This is a genomic window from Aeromicrobium chenweiae (assembly GCF_003065605.1).
Classification (GTDB): Bacteria; Actinomycetota; Actinomycetes; order Propionibacteriales; family Nocardioidaceae; genus Aeromicrobium; species Aeromicrobium chenweiae.
In genome coordinates this window covers 496,741-516,385 of the sequence record NZ_CP026952.1, presented here as the reverse complement: position 1 = coordinate 516,385, position 19,645 = coordinate 496,741, and the positions used below count along the sequence as shown (strand labels likewise).

Here is a 19,645-nt window from a genome sequence, read left to right as displayed (position 1 = left end):
CCGATGACTACTCGAAACGGACCCCTGAGTGACCTGCTCGTCGTCGACCTCTCCCGGGCACTCGCCGGACCGCACGCCACGATGATGCTGGGCGACCTCGGCGCGCGCGTCATCAAGGTGGAGAACCCGAAGGGCGGTGACGACACCCGCGGATGGGGGCCGCCGTTCCGCTGGCCCTCCGCCTCCGGGCACGGGGGGACGCGCGAGGCCGCCGGGGCGCAGGACGACACCGGGCGTGAGTCGACGTACTTCCTGTCCGCCAACCGCAACAAGGAGTCCATCGCGCTGGACCTCAAGGACGACGAGGACCGGCAGGTGCTGGTCGACCTGGTGGCGCGGGCGGACGTGCTGGTGGAGAACTTCCGCACCGGGGTCCTCGAGCGGCTGGGGCTCGGCATCGAGTCCCTGCAGGAGGTCAACCCGCGACTCGTCGTGCTCTCGATCACCGGATTCGGTCACGACGGCCCGGAGGGCGGCCGGGCCGGCTACGACCAGATCGCGCAGGGCGAGGCCGGCCTGATGTCGATCACCGGGTCCGCGCCGGACGATCCCCAGAAGGTCGGCACCCCGATCTCGGACATCCTCGCCGGGATGTACGGCGCGTACGGGGTCGTGGCAGCGCTGCACGAGCGCGAGAGCACGGGCCGGGGCACGGTCGTGCGGACGTCGCTGCTCGCAGCGACCGTCGGGGTGCACGCGTTCCAGGGCACCCGGTGGAGCATCGCCGGCGAGGTGGCGCGGGCGCAGGGCAACCACCACCCGTCGATCTCGCCGTACGGGCTGTTCCGGTGCCGCGACGGCGCCGTGCAGATCGCCGTCGGCAGCGAGGGGCTGTGGCACGACTTCTGCGCGGGGTTCGGTCTCGACCCGGACGCCGAGGGAGTCGCGACCAACCCCGAACGTGTCTCCCGCCGCGAGCGCGTGGTCGAGCTGGTCGAGAGCGTCTTCGCCGACTGGGACGCGGCCGCGCTGCTCGACCGGCTCGACGAGATCGGGATCCCGGCCGGCAAGGTGCGGACGATCGACGAGGTCTACGCGTGGGAGCAGACCGCCAGCCAGGGCCTGCTGGTCGACGTCGAGCACGCGACACTGGGTAGGTTGACCCTGCCGGGGCCTCCCCTGCGGTTCTTCGACGGGGGCGGTCGCGAGGTGACGGCGACCGAGCACGCCGCGCCCCCGGTGCTGGACGAGAACGGCGACGAGATCCGCGCCTGGCTGAAGGAGACCTGATGACCGAGCGCCTCATGGCACAGCAGCTGCTCGACCTGGTGCTCGACGAGGGATCGTTCGTCTCGTGGGACGAGCCGGTCGACCACAGCGGGCTCGACCCGACGTACCAGCAGGAGCTGCGGGCCGCGGCTGAGCGCGCCGGGACCGACGAGTCGGTGCTGACCGGGCGCGGCCTCATGCGCGGTCGTCCCGTCGCGGTGGTCGTGAACGAGTTCCGCTTCCTGGCCGGGTCGATCGGCCGGGCCGCCGCGCTGCGCATCACCGCTGCGGTGCGCCGGGCGACGGCCGAGGGCATTCCGGTCCTGGCGACCACGGCCTCCGGCGGCACGCGCATGCAGGAGGGCACGCCGGCGTTCGTCCACATGGTCGACATCACCCGCGCGATCATGGACCACCGCGCGGCGGGACTTCCGTACCTGATCTACCTGCGCCACCCCACGACCGGCGGCGTGTTCGCGTCCTGGGGATCGCTGGCCCACATCACGATCGCCGAGCCCGGCGCACTGATCGGGTTCCTCGGCCCCAAGGTCTACGAGATCATGGAGGGCAAGCCGTTCCCGCCCGGCGTGCAGACCGCCGAGAACCTGGCGGATCGCGGGATCATCGACGCGGTCGTGCTGCCGGACGAGCTGCCGCTGCTGGTCGATCGCGCGCTGAGCCTCCTGGTCGATCCGCCGACCCGGCAGACCCGTGAGCTCCGGACCGCCGAGGTCCACCGCGAGCGGTCGGCCTGGGACTCGATCCAGATCACCCGCTCCCCCCGGCGTCCCGGCGTCCGCGAGGTGCTGCGCTACGGCAGCGACGCGACCGTACGCCTGCAGGGCACCGAGAAGGGCGAGCGGGACAGCGCGATGATCGTGGCCTTCGCGCGCCTCGACGGCCAGCCGTGCGTCGTCATCGGGCAGGACCGCACGACCCAGACCCGATTCAAGCCGATGGGTCCCGCGGCGCTGCGGGAGGCCCGCCGCGGCATGCGGCTGGCCAACGAGCTGAGACTTCCCCTCGTGTCGTTCATCGACACCCCCGGCGCGGAGCTGTCGCCGGAGGCGGAGGAGGGGGCGATCGCCGGTGAGATCGCCCGGTGCATCAGCTGGATGTCGACCATGCGGGTGCCCACCGTGTCGGTCCTGCTCGGCCAGGGCTGTGGCGGCGGGGCGCTCGCACTGCTGCCGGCCGACGTGGTCATCGCCGCGGAGAACGCATGGCTGTCGCCACTGCCCCCGGAGGGAGCCAGCGCGATCGTCCACGGCGATCTCGAGCACGCCGCCGAGATGGCCGAGGCCCAGCGCGTCGGCGCCCTCGACCTGCGCGACAACGGCACCGTGCACCACATCGTTCCCGAGCCACCCGGGGACACCCCCGAGGCGTTCGCGCGGGCGATGTCCGCGGAGATCGGGGCGCAGCTCGTGGCGCTGAGGTCGCGATGAGCCTCCTCGACCTCGCCGAGCGGGCGACACAGGTGGACGGCGTCGCGCCGTTCAACGAGGCCAGCCTCTTCGCGCTGCGCGACCGGGCCCGGGCCCGGGTGCTGGTGCAGCAGTCGGACCCGTCCGGCGCGATCATCGGCGCCGCGTACGCGGTCGGCGACGCCCCGGTCGAGATCGTCGTGGACCCCGACCGGCGGCGGGAGGGGATCGGACGACGCATCCTCGACGAGCTCGTGGCCGACGGGGAGGAGAAGTTCTGGGCGCACGGCGACCTGCCAGCTGCCCAGGCGCTCGCCGCGGCCGCCGGGCTGCAGGTGGCACGCGAGCTGCTCGTGCTGCGCCTGACGTTCGACGGCCCGCCGGCGCACGAGCGGGAGATCGACGGCGTCACGCTGCGGACGTACCGACCCGAGGACGCCGACGCGATCGTGGCCGTCAACGCGCGGGCGTTCGCGCACCACCCCGAGCAGGGCGCGATGGACCGGGCGGATCTGGACCGGCGGATGGCGTCGGACTGGTTCGATCCCGCGGGCCTCTTCGTCGCCGAGCGGGACGGACAGGTCATCGGCTTCCACTGGACGAAGGTCGAGGACGGTGTCGGCGAGGTCTACGTCGTCGGCATCGACCCGGACGCCCAGGGCGGCGGGCTCGGCACGGCGCTGACCGCCCGCGGACTGCGCCACCTGCACGACGAGGGGTTGTCGGTGGTCGACCTGTACGTCGAGGGCGACAACGCCCCGGCGCTGAAGGTCTACCGCAACCTGGGCTTCCGGGACCACAAGAAGGACGTCCTGTACTCCACCCCCCACCACTGACGGGAGCCTCCCGTCCGCCGACGGGAGAGTTCCGTCCGCCGACGGGAGAGTTCCGTCCGCCGACGGGAGAGTTCCGTCCCGTGAGGGGAGAGTTCCAGTCGCGCGGAGCCTCCCCTCAGCGCGCGGGAGCCTCCCGTCGGCGCGCGGGAGTCTCCCCTCAGCGTTGGGTGGGTGGGTAGGTCAGGAGAGGCCGCGCTGGAGCGCAGCCGCGGCCCGACGGACGGCCTTCGGTGCGGTCCGACCGATCGCGACCATGTTGATGAATCCGTGGATCAGCCCGTCCTCGCAGACATGCTCGACCGGGACGCCCGCCTCGCGCAGCTTTTCGACGTACGCCGTGCCCTCGTCGAGCAGGGGGTCGAAGCCGGCGGTCGCGACGTACGCCGGCGCAACCCCCGTCACGTCCCCGAACAGGGGCGAGAGACGCGGGTCGGAGCGGTCCTCGCCGCCGACCAGGTAGTTCTCCTCCGCGAGGTCCATGAACGCCTTGGTCAGGAAGAAGCCGTCGGCGTACGTCGTCCGGCTCGCCGACGTGTTCAGGAAGTCCGTGACGGGATAGATGAGCAGCTGGAACGCCGGTGCGGGGCCCCCGGAGCGGACCGTCTGCTGCGCGACGACCGCCGCCAGGTTGCCGCCGGCGCTGTCACCCCCGACGGCGATGCGCTCGGGGTCGATGCCGAGGCCGGGCGCGTGCTCCACGATCCAGCTCCACGCGGCCATGACGTCGTCGATCGCCGCCGGGAACGGGGCCTCGGGGGCGAGCCGGTAGTCGACAGCGACGACCCGCACCTGCGCCTCCTCGGCGAGGAACCGGCAGGTCGCGTCGTGGCTCTCCAGGTCACCGTAGATCCAGCCGCCGCCGTGGAAGAACACCAGCGCCGGCGCGCGCCCGGTCAGTCCGCGCGGGGTGTAGAACCGCAGCCCGAGCGGTCCGCCGGGGCCGTCGATCGTCCGGTCCGTGACCGCCCCGATGGGCTGGTTGCCGCCGGCCAGGCGTGACGACGACACGATGATCCGGCGCCCACGGCTGATCGCGACCGACTCCGCAGCCGGCCCCTCGATCCGTTGGAGGCGCAGCAGCAGCTGCATCTCCGGGTCGAGCGTGCGGCCGTTGATGACGACGGGTGCACCCGCGAGACGGGCGATCACGGGACGGGGCAGCTGCATCAGGGCGCGGGCGGAGGCGCCCCGGGCGGCACCGACGAGCTGGGGAACGAGAGCCATGCGCTCACGCTAGCGTCTGCCGGGGGCCGGGCCATCGTCGTTCAAGCCGCGTTCACCTTTGTCTGCCACTCTGGAAAGGTGGACACAGACGACATGACGGTCGCCGAGCTCGAGGGCCCGGCCTCGCCGGACGAGTTCGACGTCGATCCGCCCTTCGACCCGGCCGACAGCGCCCTGCCCAGCGACCGGTTCCTCGACCGGGAGCTGTCGTGGATCGCGTTCAACGCCCGGGTGCTGGAGCTGGCGCAGGACGAGACCCTCCCGCTGCTCGAACGCGTACGCTTCACGGCGATCTTCGCGAGCAACCTCGACGAGTTCTTCATGGTGCGCATCGCCGGTCTCAAGCGCCGCATCGCCGCCGGCGTGGCGGTGCCGTCCGCGAGCCGCCTCAACCCGCGCGAGGTCCTGTCGCGCAGCCTGACCGCGAGCCAGGAGCTCATGGTCAGGCAGGCCGACACCTACCACGATCACCTCGTGCCGGCACTGGCCGAGGAGGGCATCGAGCTGCTGCACTGGGACGCCCTGCGACCCGACGAGCAGGAGCGGATCAGCGCGACGTACCGCAACCGCGTCTTCCCCGTCCTCACCCCGCTGGCCGTCGACCCGGCCCACCCGTTCCCCTACATCTCGGGGCTGTCGCTCAACCTCGCGCTCGTGATGCGCAACCCTGACACGGGCAAGGACCACTTCGCCCGGGTCAAGGTCCCGCCCATCATCAACCGCTGGATGGAGGCCGATCACGGGCGCTTCGTGCCGCTCGAGGAGGTCATCGCAGCGCACCTGGACCTGCTGTTCCCGGGCATGGAGGTCATCGCGCACCACGCCTTCCGGGTGACCCGCAACGAGGACCTCGAGGTCGAGGAGGACGACGCCGAGAACCTGCTGAAGGCGCTCGAGAAGGAGCTCCTGCGGCGCAAGTTCGGCCCACCCGTTCGCCTCGAGGTCGAGCGGTCCATGGACCCGAGCGTGCTCGACCTGCTGGTCTCCGAGCTCGGCATCCGGCCCGAGGAGGTCGTGCGCCTGCAGGGCCCGCTCGACCTGCGCAGCCTCAACGAGATCGCGGACCTCGATCGTCCCGAGCTGCGCTACGAGCCGTTCGTCCCCGGTACCCACGAGCACCTGGCCGAGGTCGAGACCTCCAAGCCCGCGGACCTCTTCAGCGCGTTGCGCAAGCGTGACGTGCTGGTCCACCACCCGTACGACTCGTTCGCCACCAGCGTCCAGCGGTTCATCGAGCAGGCCGCGGCCGACCCGCGCGTCCTGGCGATCAAGCAGACGCTCTACCGGACGTCCGGCGACTCGCCCATCATCGACTCGCTGGTCGATGCCGCCCGGTCGGGCAAGCAGGTCCTGGTGCTGGTCGAGATCAAGGCCCGTTTCGACGAGCAGGCCAACATCCGCTGGGCCCGCAAGCTCGAGCGCGCGGGCTGCCACGTCGTGTACGGCCTCGTGGGCCTCAAGACCCACTGCAAGCTCGCGCTGGTCGTCCGCGACGAGCCGGACGGTCTGCGCCGCTACGCCCACATCGGCACGGGCAACTACAACCCCAAGACCGCCCGCCTGTACGAGGACTTCGGCCTGCTGACCGCGGATCCCGAGATCACCCATGACCTGACAGACCTGTTCAACAACCTGTCGGGGTTCGCCCAGGATTTCTCCTACCAGCGCCTCCTGGTCGCCCCGGCGGGCCTGCGGCTGGGGATCCTGGAGCGGATCGACGACGAGATCGCGCACCACCGGGCCGGTCGTCCCGCCGGCATCCGGATCAAGGTCAACTCGCTCGTCGACGAGACCGTGATCGACAAGCTCTACGAGGCGTCCCGGGCGGGCGTCCCGGTCGACCTCATCATCCGCGGCATCTGCACGCTGCGCCCGGGCGTCCCGGGACTGAGCGAGAACATCCGGGTGCACAGCATCCTCGGCCGCTTCCTCGAGCACAGCCGCGTCTACTGGTTCGCCGGGGGCGGGGAGCCCCAGGCCTGGATCGGCTCCGCGGACCTGATGCACCGCAACCTCGACCGCCGGGTCGAGGTGCTGGTCCGTGTCCCGTCGGACGAGCACACCCAGGCTCTCGGCGAGCTGCTCGCCGAGTCCGTCGACCCCGACACCACGTCGTGGCACCTCGCCGGTGACGGCACCTGGACACGGCACGTGGGCACGTCCGACCTGCAGTCGGTGCTGATCGCGCGCGCTCGCGCCCGGCGCTCCCGCTAGGCCGCGCAGGCGGCGAACAGCAGGGGCCCCTCGCCAGACATGAACGCGCCCCGGTCGGGGTCGAGCGCGAACCGCAGCGACGTGGTGGCGCCCTGCACCGTGGCGGACACGAGGTCGAGGGAGTCCTCGACGCGTCCCGACCTGCCGATGAACGGCCCGGACGCCAACGGCCTGCGCACCCGCAGCTGGTCCGCGGCCCGGTCCGGCGAGCCGTACGCCGCGACGAACCGGATGTCCTGCCTGCGCGCCCCGTCGACCAGGCCCCGGCCCGCGTACTGCGGAGCCACCAGCTCACCGGTCCGCGCCACGGCCGCCGCGGCCTGGGCGGCGACGTCGGCGTCGGTCTCGCCCACCGCCGCCGACCGGCACGCCTCGCGCTGCGCCTGCACCAGGACGGTGTCCGACGCGGCCAGCTGCGCGGCGATGTCGGCCACGGGGCGCCGCGAGAGCAGGGACGGCTCGTCATGGCGGATCGTGGCCAGCACCACCGGCGCGTACGCGTCCTTGCTCGTCGCCACGACGAGGCGCCGGCCCGGGACCAGCGCGATCGTGCCCAGCGCGGAGGCGAGCTCAGGCCCGACAGCGGCCCGGCCCACGTCGCCGAGCGTCCACACCTGACCGTCCCGCGTGTAGCCGACGTCGCTCAGCCGGTCCTCGACCTCCGCCAACGAGACCCGCGCGCCCAGTCGGGCCACGAGCGCGCCGCCGCCGGCAGCCTGGCCGTACGCCTCCCACTCCAGGTCGGCGGCGGACCAGCCGTAGAGCTCGTGCATCGGCTCGACCGACTCCGCCAGCACCGAGCGGGTGGACAGGTCCCGGAGCGCAGCGTCCTCGGCGAGGCGGGTCCGCGCGGCTGCGGTGCCGGCATCGCCCAGGCTGAGGTGCTCACGGATCGCCGACCAGTCCGTGAACCCGGCCACGACCGTGCCGGTGGGCAGCGCGTCGAGGGCTGCGGCGAGCGGCGGGCGGGGGTCCGCGGCGCTGCGACCGTCGACCAGCCAGCCCGCGGTGACCGCGACGGCGAGGACCAGCAGCGGTGCGACGACGAGGCGCACACCGAGACGACGTTGCACCGCGTCCACACCTCCTTCACCCGCTCGTCACTTCCCCGGGGGACAATACGCACCATGGGAAGTGAACGGATCACGACCGCAGCCGGTGGCATCGTGTGGCGCAACCGTACCGGTCCCGCGCGCCCCCAGCCGCGCGTCGAGCTGCTGGTCGTGCACCGCCCGTCGTACGACGACTGGACGTTCCCGAAGGGCAAGACCGACCCGGGCGAGGAGCTCCAGACGACTGCCGTCCGCGAGATCGGCGAGGAGGCCGGGGTCCGCGTCCGCCTCGGACACCCGCTGCAGGACATCTCGTACCCGATCAGCGGCGGCACCAAGCGGGTCTCCTACTGGTGCGCGCGTCTCGTGGGGTCCGACGAGGCGACCCCGTTCGTGCCGAACAAGGAGGTCGACGAGATCCGCTGGGTCAGCCCCAAGGACGCCAGGTCCCTCCTGACGTACGAGCACGATCGGCAGCTGCTCGAGACGTTCCGCGCGCTGCAGGAGCGGCAGGCGCACCGGACCCGCACCCTCGTGGTGCTCCGCCACGGCAAGGCGGCCCCCCGCTCGTCCGGGATCGAGGACCTCGACCGTCCGCTGACGTCGGCCGGCCTGGACCGTGCCCGGGCGCTCGTACCGGTCCTCGGCGCGTACGGGATCCGGCGCGTCGTGAGCAGCCCCGCCGTGCGGTGCGCCCAGACCGTCGAGCCGTACGCCCACTCGATCGACACGTTCCTCGAGATCGACGACCGGCTCTCCGAGGACACCCGCTCCGCCCAGGTGGAGCGCTCGATCGCCGCAATCATGGACCGCAAGAAGCCCGCGGTGCTGAGCAGCCACCGCCCGACGCTGCCGTGGATCCTCGACGCGATCGGCGTCGACCAGGTCGAGCTCGCACCCGGCCAGGGGATCGTCGTGCACCATCGCAAAGGTGTGGTCCACGCCACAGAACTGCTGGCGTGACAGGGGCGCGAGCCCACCGTTCCGTCACCGTTCACCGGCCGTTCACCAACGGCCTGCGATCGATACACCTGCGCTGCCTACGTTCACGGAGTACGCAGTCAACAGATCCCAGAGAGGGACCCCCGTGAACCGCACCAAACTGCGCATCGCCGCCCCCGCGGCCTTGCTCACCCTCGCCCTCGGCCTCAGCGCCTGCGGTGCAGCGAATGAGTCCGACAGCGGCAGTGAAGCAGCTGCCGGCGACAGCGTCTCCGGCACCCTGAACGGCGCCGGCGCGACCTCCCAGGAAGCGGCCATCGCCGCCTGGAAGAAGCAGTTCCAGACCACGAACGCCGATGCCACGATCAACTACGACCCGGTCGGCTCGGGCGGCGGCCGCGAGCAGTTCATCGCCGGCGGCGTGGCGTTCGCCGGGTCCGACGCCTACCTCGATGACGACGAGGTCGCAGCGGCCAAGAAGAAGTGCGGCAGCGAGATCGTCGAGGTCCCGGTCTACGTCAGCCCCATCGCGGTCATCTACAAGCTCGACGGCGTCGACGAGCTCAACCTGTCCCCCAAGACGATCGGTCAGATCTTCGAGGGCAAGGTCACCACGTGGGACGACGCTGCGATCAAGGCCGACAACCCCGACGCGAAGCTGCCTGACCTCGACATCACGGCCGTGCACCGGTCGGACGACTCGGGCACCACGAAGAACTTCACCAACTACCTCGAGGACGCCTCCGAGGGTGGCTGGACCGGTGGGACCGTGGAGACGTGGCCCGTGAAGGGCGGCGAGGCTGCCGAGGGCACGTCCGGCGTCGTCGCGGCCGTCTCCGGCGGCAACGGCACGATCGGCTACGCCGACGAGAGCCAGGCCGGCGACCTCGGCAAGGCCAAGGTCAAGGTCGGTGAGGACTTCATCGAGCCCACCCCCGAGGCAGCTGCCAAGACGCTCGACACGGCCACGCCGGTCGAGGGCCGGGCGAAGACCGACGTCGCCGTCGACATCGACCGCAAGACGCAGGAGCCGGGCGTCTACCCGATCGTCCTGGTCTCGTACCAGGTCGCGTGCCAGACGTACCCGGACGCCAAGCAGGCCGACCTGGTCAAGGCCTGGCTGACCTACGTCGTCAGCTCCGAGGGCCAGAAGGCCGCCGCGGACAGCGCCGGCTCGGCGCCGCTCTCGGGCGACTTCGCCTCGAAGGTCCAGACCGCGGTCGAGACGATCGCCGCAGCCTGACCCCCGCTGCCGCCCGGTCCTCGGGACCGGGCGGCAGCACCACCGTTCCATCCGAAACAGCAGTCGAAAGGCACCGCCTGTGACCAGCACGCTGGCCCCTCGCAAGCGCACCACCGTCGTCCGCGCCGGTGACCGCATCTTCTCGGGGCTGTCGACCGGTGCGGGCGTCCTGATCCTCGTCGTCCTCGCCGGTGTCGCCGCCTTCCTCACGCTCGAGGGCATCCCCGGCATCCTCGCCAGCCCGGACGAGGTCAAGAGCGGGCAGAGCTTCTGGCCGTACGTCTGGCCGCTCGTCTACGGCACCCTCATCGCCGCCACCGTCGCGCTCATCATCGCGACACCGGTCGCCGTGGGGGTGGCCCTGTTCATCTCGCACTACTCGCCGCGCCGGCTCGGACAGGTCCTGGGCTACCTCGTCGACCTGCTCGCCGCCGTGCCCAGCGTCGTCTACGGGCTCTGGGGCATCCAGTTCCTCGCGCCGCACATGGCCCCGGTCTACGCGTGGCTCGCCGAGCACGCCGGCTTCATCCCCTTCTTCGCCGGCCCGGCCTCGGCCACCGGCCGCACGATCATGACCGCGTGCATCGTGCTCGCGGTGATGATCCTGCCGATCATGACCGCGATCTGCCGCGAGATCTTCCTGCAGACGCCCCGCCTGCACGAGGAGGCCGCCCTGGCCCTCGGTGCGACGCGCTGGGAGATGGCCCGGCTGGCGATCTTCCCCTACGCCCGCTCCGGCATCGTCTCGGCCGCGATGCTCGGCCTGGGCCGCGCGCTCGGCGAGACGCTCGCCGTCGCGATGGTGCTGTCGGTGAGCGCCGGCACCGTGACCGCCAACCTCATCAGCAGCAGCAACCCGAGCACCATCGCGGCGAACATCGCCCTGAAGTTCGGCGAGGCCAGCGGCAAGACGGTCAACGTCCTGATCGCCAGCGGCCTGGTGCTGTTCGTGATCACCTTCCTCGTCAACTTCGCCGCCCGGTCCATCGTGGACCGCCGCAAGGATTTCTCCGGAGCCAACTGATGACGACCACCCTGACCCGCGAGTCCGTGGACATCCAGAAGGAGCTGTACGGCGCCCAGCTGCCGTCCTGGGCCGGCCGGGCCGTCATCGCCGGCGCGCTCGTGCTCGGCGCGATCCTCTACCTCACCGGGACCAACCTGGTCCTCGCGGCGCTGGCGGTCTGGGTCATCAGCCTGGGCCTGCCGCTGTGGTCGGCGTTCGTCGAGGGACGCCGCAAGGCCACCGACCGCCTCGTCACGGTTCTCGTCACCTCGGCGTTCGTGCTGGCGATGTTCCCGCTCGTCAGCATCCTCTACACGGTCATCAGCAAGGGCACCAAGGTGCTCTCCGCGGAGTTCTTCACCTACTCGATGCGCAACGTCGTCGGCGAGGGCGGCGGCATCTACCAGGCCCTCGTGGGCACCCTGCTGATCACCGGTGCGGCCGCGGTCATCTCGATCCCGATCGGCATCTTCGCCGCGATCTACCTGGTCGAGTACGCCGACGGGAACCGGCTCTCGCGCTGGATCCGCTTCCTCGTCGACGTGATGACCGGCATCCCGTCGATCGTCGCCGGCCTGTTCGCGTACGCGCTGTTCGTGCTGATCTTCGGCGAGGGCGTCCGCATGGGCATCGGCGGATCGGTCGCACTGTCCGTGCTGATGATCCCGGTGCTGGTCCGCTCGACCGAGGAGATGCTGAAGCTCGTGCCCAACGAGCTGCGCGAGGCCGCGTACGCCCTCGGTGTGCCGAAGTGGCGCACCGTCGCCAAGGTCGTGCTCCCGACAGCACTGGCCGGCATCGTCACCGGCGTCACCCTCGCGATCGCCCGCGTCATCGGCGAGACCGCTCCCCTGCTGATCATCGCGGGGGCCACGGACTCGGTGAACTTCAACCTCTTCGACGGTCGCATGGCGACGCTGCCGGTCTTCGCCTACCAGTCGGTGCGGAGCCCAGGCATCCCGCCGGAGTTCAGCCTCGACCGCGCCTGGGGTGCGGCGCTCACGCTCCTGCTGATCGTCATGCTCCTCAACCTCATCGCCCGCCTCGTCTCCTACTTCTTCTCGCCCAAGGGCGAGCGCTAACCGGAAGGTTCCCACCATGGCCAAGAGCATCGATGTCTCGGACCTGAACATCTACTACGGCGACTTCCTCGCCGTCGAGGGCGTCACGATCCCCATCTCCGCCAAGTCCGTCACTGCGTTCATCGGCCCCTCGGGCTGCGGCAAGTCGACCTTCCTGCGGTCGCTCAACCGCATGCACGAGGTCATCCGCGGCGCCCGGGTCGAGGGCAAGGTCCTCATCGACGGGCAGGACCTGTACGCCCACGACATGGACCCGGTCAACGTCCGCCGCATGATCGGCATGGTCTTCCAGCGGCCGAACCCGTTCCCGACGATGTCGATCTACGACAACGTCCTCGCGGGCCAGAAGCTCAACAGCAAGCGTATGAAGAAGGCGGAGTCCGACGACATCGTCGAGCGGTCGCTGCGCAGCGCCGGCCTCTGGGCCGAGGTCAAGGACCGCCTGGACCGTCCGGGCTCCGGGCTGTCGGGCGGTCAGCAGCAGCGTCTGTGCATCGCCCGCGCGATCTCGGTCGAGCCCGAGATCCTGCTCATGGACGAGCCGTGCTCGGCGCTCGACCCGATCTCGACCAGCGTGATCGAGGACCTCATCCACGAGCTCAAGAGCGAGTACACGATCGTCATCGTCACCCACAACATGCAGCAGGCCGCCCGCGTCTCGGACGAGACCGCGTTCTTCAACCTGTCGGGCGTGGGCAAGCCCGGTCGCCTGATCGAGGTGGGACCCACCGAGACGATCTTCTCCAACCCGTCCGACCCCGCGACCGAGGCCTACATCCAGGGCCGGTTCGGGTGAGGCCGGGTGCCGGTCAGCGCGTCACTGCGGGATGAACGTGTGGAGCACCATGTAGGTCAGCGCGGCCACGGCTGCCGACGCCGGGATCGTGATGACCCAAGCAGTGATGATGCCGCGTGCGACGCCCCAGCGGACGGCGCTGAAGCGCTTGGTCGCGCCGGCACCCATGATCGCGGACGTCATCGTGTGCGTCGTGGAGACCGGGGCGTGCGCGCCGATGGCCATGCCGTACAGGACGATCGCGGCGGTCGACTCCGCAGCGAACCCGCGCGGCGGGTCGAGCGCGATGATGCGCCGGCCCAGGGTGCGCATGATCCGCATGCCGCCGGACATCGTGCCCAGGGAGATCGCGCCGGCCGCGGCCAGGATGACCCACAACGGGATGTCGTCGTTGACCGACGTGTGATAGCCGCCGGCGATCAGGGCCAGCACGATGACGCCCATCGTCTTCTGCGCGTCCTGGAGCCCGTGGCCGAGCGACAGGGCGGCCGCCGAGACGGTCTGCGACAGGCGGAACCCGCGGTTCACCGTGTGCGGGTTGGCCCGGCGGAACACCCACATGATCAGCAGCATGATGAGGAACGCCCCGATGAAGCCGAGCGCGGGGCTCAGGATCATGGGGATCGCGACCTTGTCGACCACCTTGTCCCAGTCGACCGTCACACCGGCGGCGAGGCCGACGCCGATCAGGCCGCCGATGAGCGCGTGCGACGACGAGGACGGGATGCCGAAGTACCACGTGATGAGGTTCCACACGATGGCCCCGACGAGGGCCGAGAGCACGACCGTCAGGGCATGGGACTGACTCTCCGCCGTGATCTTGTCGAAACCGCTGAGGATGTCCTTGATGGTCTTGGCGACCCCCACGCCCAGCAGCGCGCCGACGAAGTTGAGGACCGCCGCCATCGCGAGTGCCAGACGAGGCGTCAGGGCGCGCGTCGACACCGAGGTGGCGATCGCGTTGGCGGCGTCGTGGAAGCCGTTGGTGTAGTCGAAGAACAGTGCGATGACGACCGTGGCGATCACCAGGCCGAGGACGAGGTCCACTACTCAGGACTCCTTGACGGCGATCTGCTCCACCGTGTTCGCAACGGACTCGAGCGCGTCGATCGCGTGCTCGAGGGAGTCGACGACGTCCTTGAGCTTCAGGACCTCGAGCGACTTGTAGGTGCCGCTGAACAGGTGGGCGACGATGCGGCGGTAGGAGCGGTCGCCCTGGTTCTCCAGCCGGTTGATCTCGATCCAGTACTCGTCGAGGTCCTTCATCGTCCGCAGCCGCGGCATCGCGTCGGCGGTGAGCTGGGTCGCGCGCTGCAGCACCTCGACCTGGGGGGCGAAGTCGGCCGGCAGGTCACCGAGCTCGTACAGACCCACGAGGTCGACGGTCTCCTCCATGAAGTCCATGACGTCGTCGAGGCTGCTCGCGAGACGGTAGATGTCCTCGCGGTCGAACGGGGTGATGAACGTGGTGTTGGCCCGCTTGATGATCTTGTGGGTCGTCTCGTCCGCTTGGTGCTCGGCTTCTCTCATCAGGTCACCGAGGGCACGCTTGTCGGTTCCGGAATCGAGCATCTGCGCCAGCAGATTGGCACCCTCCACGAGGTGGTTCGCCATCTCGGTGAACAGATCGTAGAAAGATGTTTCAACTGGTCGGATGCGGAAACGCACGACTAGCTCCTGTCAATGCTGAGTAGGGCAAGCCCATGCTAGATGCACGCTGTTCGCGCGTGCCAGTCGCGGGGTCCTCTACAGGTCAGCCGGCGTTCGTGATGCCGAGGATCTCGTCGACCTCGCTCTGGGTGAGGTGTCCGTCCTTCGACGAGGCCGCAATGATGAGACGGCTTGTCAGCTCTATCTCGTCGAGCGCGTCGTCGTCGCGCAGGCGACTGTCCAGCGGCTCCGGCATGCGGCGGGCTCCCAGGTCGTTCAGCGTCAACATCAGCTCGAGAGTATCTCGACGGCCGGTATCGGCGCAGCCGATCGCCGAGCGGTCAGTCGTGACGTACGCGACGTACGAGGTCGAGCACACCCATCACCAGCGCCAGCGCCACGAAGACGATCGTGACGTGCAGGCTGTACGACAGCGCGTCCGCGAAGTCCCCATCCGTCGACCTGACGCGCTCGAAGAACAGGGCGAGGACGATCGCGACACCGATGGCCGAGCCGACCCGCTGGGCGGTCTGCAGCAGGCCTCCGCCGGCACCGGCACGAGCCGGGGCGACCTCGTCGAGCGAGAGGGTGACGTTGGGCGAGATCACCAGGCCCCCACCGAGCCCCGCCACGAGCAGGATCGGCGCGAGCTTGAGCCCGATGTCGCCGTCGAGGTGCGGGACGAGCACGTCGATCGCGACGAGAGCCGCCGTGACCAGCGCCAGGCCGAGCACCACCAGGGCGCGTCCGAAACGCTCGACGAGACGGCCCCCGATCCACGCCGACGTGGCGGATCCCACGGCGAACGGCACCTGGGAGAAGCCGGCCTCGAGCGGGGAGTAGCCGAGCCCCTCCTGCAGGTAGAGCGTGAGGATGATGAAGATCGAGGTGAACCCCGCAAAGTACAGCGTGCCGACGCCCAGGCCGAGGACGAACGACTGCACCCGGACGAGCGACAGGTCGAGGAGCGTCTCGCGACCCCGCGCCCCCCACCGCCGCTCCCACACGACGAACACCGCGAGGAGTGCGACGGCGACACCCATGAGCCACCACGGACGCTGGGCGAGGGACGAGTCCTGCGAGCCCTGCACCAGCGGCAGCAGCACCAGGAACATCGCGGCGCCGAAGAGCGCGACCCCGACCGGGTCGAGCGACTGCTTGGGCCCCTTGTCCGTGGTCGGCAGGTTGCGCGCGGCCAGGAACAGCAACAGGATCCCGATCGGGACGTTGACGTAGAACACCAGGCGCCATCCCCAGTCGTCCCCGCCGACGTGCACCAGCACGCCGCCCAGCAGCGGGCCGATCGCCGTCGAGACGCCGATCGTCGTGCCGAACAGGCCGAAGGCCCGGCCGCGCTCGGGCCCGCGGAACAGGTTCTGGATGAATCCGGAGATCTGCGGCGTGATCAGTCCCCCGCCGAGGCCCTGGACGACCCGCGCCGCCGCCAGCATCATTGGCGTCTGCGCCGCGCCGCACGCGGCGCTGGACAGGGTGAACAGGGCGACGCCCCACAGGAAGACCGTCCGCCGGCTCCGCGCGTCGCCGAGGCGGCCGGCCGGCACCAGCACGATCCCGAACGCGAGCGCGTACCCGGCGACGACCCACTGGATCGTGCTGTTTCCCGCCCCGAGACCCTCGCGGATCGAGGGGAGGGCGACGTTCACGATGCTGATGTCCAGCAGGGTCATCGCGCCGGCGCCGAGACACACCGCGAGCGCCCGCCATCGCCGGGACTGCTCCTCGGGGCTCAGCTCAGGGGTTCCGGTCTGCGTCACCCGACCACGCTAGGTCCAGCGACGCGTGCCCGCTAGTCGTCACAGGGGCTCGGAACCGTGCAATCATGACGGACTTAAGTCCTTTTTTTCCAGTTGGGAACCCTGTTGCCTACCTACGAAGCGCTCATCGAACGCTACGGAGTCCTTGATCGCCCGGCCGGGCGCGACCTGCAGTCGCTGGTCGGTCTCATCGCGCAGATCTGCGGCGTTCCCCACGCCGCGATCAACATCATGAGCAGCACCCAGCAGCACCAGGTCGTCGCGCACGGCTTCGAGGCGTCCGTGTGTGCGCGGGAGGACTCGATGTGCGCGGTCCTCATGGACGAGACCCGTCCGGTCGTGGTGTCCGACGCCACCGTGGACCCGCGTTTCTCCGCCAACCCCTTCGTCAGCGGCGAGCTGGGCACCATCCGCTTCTACGCCTCGGCCCCGATCACGACTGCCGAGGGTGTCGCGATCGGCCGTCTGTGCGTCTTCGACGACACCCCTCGCGACCTCACGGCGCTGCAGCGTCAGGCGCTGAAGGTCATGGCCTCCCAGGTCACCGACCTGCTGGAGCTGCGCTACCGCAGCCAGGCCCTCGAGGACTCGCTGCGGGACCTGACCACGGTCCGCGACAAGCTGCGCCGCTCCAACGAGCACCTCACGCAGTTCGCCGGTCAGGTCAGCCACGACCTGCGCACCCCGCTCACCGCCATCTTGGTGAACGCCGAGCTCCTGGCCGGCGAGCCGGTCGTGCAGGGCGACCCCCACGCCTCCGAGATGGTCACGGGCATCAACGAGGCCGGCCGCCGGATGGACGCGATGATCGCGGAGATGCTGGACTTCGCCCGCGAGGGCGGGCGCCTGCGACTGGTGGACACCGACCTGTCCGCGGTCGTCCACTCCGTGCTCGGCGACATCGACCCCCTGATTCGTCAGAGCGAGGCCGACGTCCAGGTGGGCCACCTGCCGCGGGTGCTGGGAGACGCGGACCTGCTGTACTCCGTGGTGCTGAACCTGCTGACCAACGCGATCAAGTTCGCCCGGCCGAACGAACGATCTGTCGTGGCCATCACGGCCGACCGCGTCCAGCACCACTGGCGGGTCCGCGTCACCGACAACGGCATCGGCGTCTCGCAGGAGCGCCGCCAGGCGATGTTCGAGCTCTTCGCCCGCGAGGACGGGACCGCGTCCGGCCACGGCATCGGCCTGGCGACCGCCAAGCGCATCGTCGAGGCGCACGGCGGGACCATCGGCATGGAGAGCGCCACCGGCGGCGGCACGAGCGTCTGGTTCGACCTGCCGGGCTGAGCCACAGGAGTCCCTCGGCAACTGGTGCCGAACTGTGGAGTGCACGAGGAAGTTGTGTGGAGATCGCGTGGATCGCGAATCCATAAGTTGATGTCACAAGCCAACGCAACGCCCCTCAGCCACTACCTCAAGGACACGCCATGAAGACCTCGAAGATCCTCCTCCCGCTCGCCACCCTCGTCGCCGCCGGCGCCATCGCCGTCGGATCGGGCGCGACGTTCACCTCGACGAGCTCGAACACGATCAGCTCGGTCACCTCCGGCAAGTTGGAGCAGACGAACTCGAAGGACGAGGCCGCAATCTTCAACGCGTCCGACATCAAGCCCGGCGACGCCGTCACCGGCAGCCTGACCATCACGAACTCCGGCACGCTGCCCGCCGACTTCAGCCTCACCGAGACCGACGCCGTCAACGGCTTCGGCGACAAGCTGACGATGGTCGTCACCAAGACCGGCACCACGACGCCCGTCTACACCGGGACGTTCGACAAGCTGGCGAAGACCGGACTCGGCGAGGTCGCACCGAACGCCGCCAACGAGTACACGTTCACCGTCTCCCTCGACAAGACCGCCGGCGACACGCTCCAGGGCCAGACCGCCTCGGCAGCCTTCACCTGGGACTCGGTCCAGAAGAACGCCGGCTGACGTCCACGGGGGCGCCGTCCGGCGCCCCCTGTCCTTGGGGTTGAGAACCCCGCCGATCTCGACAGGAGCCGATCATGAGCCGCAAGCACAGCCCCCGCCGCAGCCCCGCTGCCCGCATCGGCTCGGGCCTCATCACCCTCCTGTCGGTCCTGGCCACCCTGGCCGGCGTCGCGTACCTCGCGCCGAGCCTGTTCGGGTACGAGCGCTACGTGATCACCGGCGGGTCGATGTCCGGCACGTTCGAGAAGGGCTCGATCGCCTTCGAGGAGCCCGTGCCAGTGGACGACCTGAAGGTCGGGGACGTCATCACGTACCTGCCGCCCGCCAGCAGCGGCGTCACCAACCTCGTGACGCACCGCATCGTCAAGGACAAGACCCTCAAGGGCGGCGTCCGCCAGCTCCAGACGCAGGGCGACGCCAACCCCGACCCCGACCCGTGGAAGTTCAGCCTCACCAAGGGTGAGCAGCCCGTGGTCCGCCACACCGTGCCCTACGCCGGCTGGATCTTCGTGGCCCTCGCCGACCGGGAGATCCGGATGATGGTGATCGGGATCCCCGCCGCGCTCATCGCCCTCGCCAGCCTCGTCGAGCTGGCCCGCGCCATCGGCGCCGGTCGCCGCGAGAAGACGCGCCCCGTCGCCGCCCATGGCCGCGACACCGTGCAGTCCGCCTGACGAACCGGCCCCAGGACACCGCTGTGAAGAGCTTCAAGATCCTCCTGCCGATCGCCACGGCCGTCGGTGCCAGTGCCATCGCCGTCAGCTCGGGTGCGACGTACCCCTCGACCCGCTCGGTCACGATCAGCTCGGTCGCCTCCGGGCCGCTGACCCAGGCCAACTCCAGGGACCGTGCCGCGATCTTCGACGCGAGCAACATCAAGCCCGGTGACGTCGTCAACGCAAGCCTGACGATCAGGAACACGGCCACCCGGTTCGTGAGGCTGCAGCTCACCGAGACCGAGTCGGTCAACCCGTTCGGGGGCGGCCTGTCGATGGTCATCACCAACACGACCGCCGAGCGGGTCGTCTACGCCGGCACGTTCGGAGATCTCGCCGCAGGCGGGTCGACCGATCTCGGAGTGGTCGGCCCGGGCGAGGCCAACGACTACGCCTTCCGGGTCGAGCTCGACCCGGCCGTCACCAACACCGGCCAGGGCAGGACGGCCGCAGCCAGCTTCCAGTGGCAGTCGGTCCAGGCCGACCCCAGCACCGACGACTAGTGCGTCCCCCACCGCTTGCGGGCACCCCCGGCC

19 protein-coding genes are annotated in these 19,645 nt (G+C 70.2%); 13 read left to right on the top strand and 6 right to left on the bottom strand.

Features of this window, described 5'->3' with window-relative positions; translation table 11 throughout:
* Positions 1–3: 3 nt before the first annotated feature.
* The 3 genes from C3E78_RS02525 to mshD are packed head-to-tail and all read left to right on the top strand — an operon-like array spanning position 4 to position 3,472.
* Complete coding sequence (locus C3E78_RS02525) at positions 4–1,230, top strand: CaiB/BaiF CoA transferase family protein (RefSeq protein ID WP_108576833.1); 1,227 nt, start codon at positions 4–6, stop codon at positions 1,228–1,230.
* Positions 1,230–2,657, top strand: a complete 1,428-nt coding sequence (locus tag C3E78_RS02520; RefSeq protein ID WP_108576832.1) for a carboxyl transferase domain-containing protein — start codon at positions 1,230–1,232, stop codon at positions 2,655–2,657. The genes C3E78_RS02525 and C3E78_RS02520 overlap by 1 nt, the downstream gene beginning before the upstream one ends.
* On the top strand, positions 2,654–3,472 hold the full coding sequence (gene mshD, locus C3E78_RS02515; protein WP_108576831.1) for a mycothiol synthase: 819 nt from the start codon (positions 2,654–2,656) through the stop codon (positions 3,470–3,472). Before C3E78_RS02520 ends, mshD begins: the two co-directional genes overlap by 4 nt.
* Before the next feature lie 180 nt (positions 3,473–3,652).
* Here the strand turns inward: mshD and C3E78_RS02510 are convergent, their stop codons facing one another.
* Positions 3,653–4,696: an alpha/beta hydrolase gene (locus C3E78_RS02510; protein WP_108576830.1), complete on the bottom strand. Its 1,044-nt coding sequence runs from the start codon at positions 4,694–4,696 to the stop codon at positions 3,653–3,655.
* A gap of 93 nt (positions 4,697–4,789) precedes the next feature.
* Between C3E78_RS02510 and C3E78_RS02505 the strand changes: the two genes are divergently transcribed.
* Entirely contained in the window at positions 4,790–6,910 is a 2,121-nt protein-coding gene (locus tag C3E78_RS02505; protein WP_108576829.1) for an RNA degradosome polyphosphate kinase, read from the top strand.
* On the opposite strand, the gene C3E78_RS18155 is transcribed toward C3E78_RS02505, so the two are convergent.
* Positions 6,907–7,983 carry a hypothetical protein gene (locus C3E78_RS18155; protein ID WP_135804906.1) on the bottom strand — a complete coding sequence of 359 codons (1,077 nt, stop codon included), beginning with the start codon at positions 7,981–7,983 and terminating at the stop codon, positions 6,907–6,909. The genes C3E78_RS02505 and C3E78_RS18155 overlap by 4 nt on opposite strands.
* Before the next feature lie 54 nt (positions 7,984–8,037).
* Here C3E78_RS18155 and C3E78_RS18150 point away from each other — a divergent pair, with 54 nt between their 5' ends.
* The 5 genes from C3E78_RS18150 to pstB all read left to right on the top strand — a co-directional run bounded on the left by C3E78_RS18150 (position 8,038) and on the right by pstB (position 13,031).
* Positions 8,038–8,925: an NUDIX hydrolase gene (locus C3E78_RS18150; protein WP_135804905.1), complete on the top strand. Its 888-nt coding sequence runs from the start codon at positions 8,038–8,040 to the stop codon at positions 8,923–8,925.
* Positions 8,926–9,049: 124 nt separating this feature from the next.
* Positions 9,050–10,147, top strand: coding sequence for a phosphate ABC transporter substrate-binding protein PstS (gene pstS, locus C3E78_RS02490; RefSeq protein WP_108576826.1), 1,098 nt, complete (start codon positions 9,050–9,052; stop codon positions 10,145–10,147).
* 79 nt (positions 10,148–10,226) lie between these two features.
* Complete coding sequence (pstC, locus tag C3E78_RS02485; protein WP_108576825.1) at positions 10,227–11,171, top strand: phosphate ABC transporter permease subunit PstC; 945 nt, start codon at positions 10,227–10,229, stop codon at positions 11,169–11,171.
* A complete protein-coding gene (pstA, locus tag C3E78_RS02480) occupies positions 11,171–12,235 on the top strand; it encodes a phosphate ABC transporter permease PstA (protein ID WP_108576824.1) in 1,065 nt (354 codons plus the stop codon). Before pstC ends, pstA begins: the two co-directional genes overlap by 1 nt.
* Positions 12,236–12,251: 16 nt before the next feature.
* The gene (gene pstB, locus C3E78_RS02475; protein ID WP_108576823.1) at positions 12,252–13,031 is read left to right on the top strand and encodes a phosphate ABC transporter ATP-binding protein PstB; all 780 of its coding nucleotides are present in this window, start codon (positions 12,252–12,254) and stop codon (positions 13,029–13,031) included.
* A 21-nt stretch (positions 13,032–13,052) separates the two neighbouring features.
* Here the strand turns inward: pstB and C3E78_RS02470 are convergent, their stop codons facing one another.
* The 4 genes from C3E78_RS02470 to C3E78_RS02455 form a co-directional block, all read right to left on the bottom strand.
* Entirely contained in the window at positions 13,053–14,078 is a 1,026-nt protein-coding gene (locus C3E78_RS02470; RefSeq protein WP_108576822.1) for an inorganic phosphate transporter, read from the bottom strand.
* Between the two features lie 3 nt (positions 14,079–14,081).
* A complete protein-coding gene (locus tag C3E78_RS02465; protein WP_108576821.1) occupies positions 14,082–14,699 on the bottom strand; it encodes a DUF47 domain-containing protein in 618 nt (205 codons plus the stop codon).
* An 85-nt stretch (positions 14,700–14,784) separates the two neighbouring features.
* Positions 14,785–14,970 carry a hypothetical protein gene (locus C3E78_RS02460; RefSeq protein WP_108576820.1) on the bottom strand — a complete coding sequence of 62 codons (186 nt, stop codon included), beginning with the start codon at positions 14,968–14,970 and terminating at the stop codon, positions 14,785–14,787.
* A 52-nt stretch (positions 14,971–15,022) separates the two neighbouring features.
* A complete protein-coding gene (locus C3E78_RS02455) occupies positions 15,023–16,456 on the bottom strand; it encodes an MFS transporter (RefSeq protein WP_199906916.1) in 1,434 nt (477 codons plus the stop codon).
* A gap of 105 nt (positions 16,457–16,561) precedes the next feature.
* Here C3E78_RS02455 and C3E78_RS02450 point away from each other — a divergent pair, with 105 nt between their 5' ends.
* The 4 genes from C3E78_RS02450 to C3E78_RS02435 all read left to right on the top strand — a co-directional run bounded on the left by C3E78_RS02450 (position 16,562) and on the right by C3E78_RS02435 (position 19,612).
* Positions 16,562–17,749, top strand: a complete 1,188-nt coding sequence (locus C3E78_RS02450) for a sensor histidine kinase (protein WP_159085786.1) — start codon at positions 16,562–16,564, stop codon at positions 17,747–17,749.
* A gap of 140 nt (positions 17,750–17,889) precedes the next feature.
* Positions 17,890–18,393, top strand: a complete 504-nt coding sequence (locus tag C3E78_RS02445) for a TasA family protein (protein ID WP_108576818.1) — start codon at positions 17,890–17,892, stop codon at positions 18,391–18,393.
* A 74-nt stretch (positions 18,394–18,467) separates the two neighbouring features.
* On the top strand, positions 18,468–19,067 hold the full coding sequence (locus tag C3E78_RS02440) for a signal peptidase I (RefSeq protein WP_108576817.1): 600 nt from the start codon (positions 18,468–18,470) through the stop codon (positions 19,065–19,067).
* Between the two features lie 23 nt (positions 19,068–19,090).
* Positions 19,091–19,612 (top strand): M73 family metallopeptidase, encoded by a 522-nt coding sequence (locus C3E78_RS02435; protein ID WP_108576816.1) that lies wholly within the window; start codon positions 19,091–19,093, stop codon positions 19,610–19,612.
* The last annotated feature ends 33 nt before the right edge of the window (positions 19,613–19,645 follow it).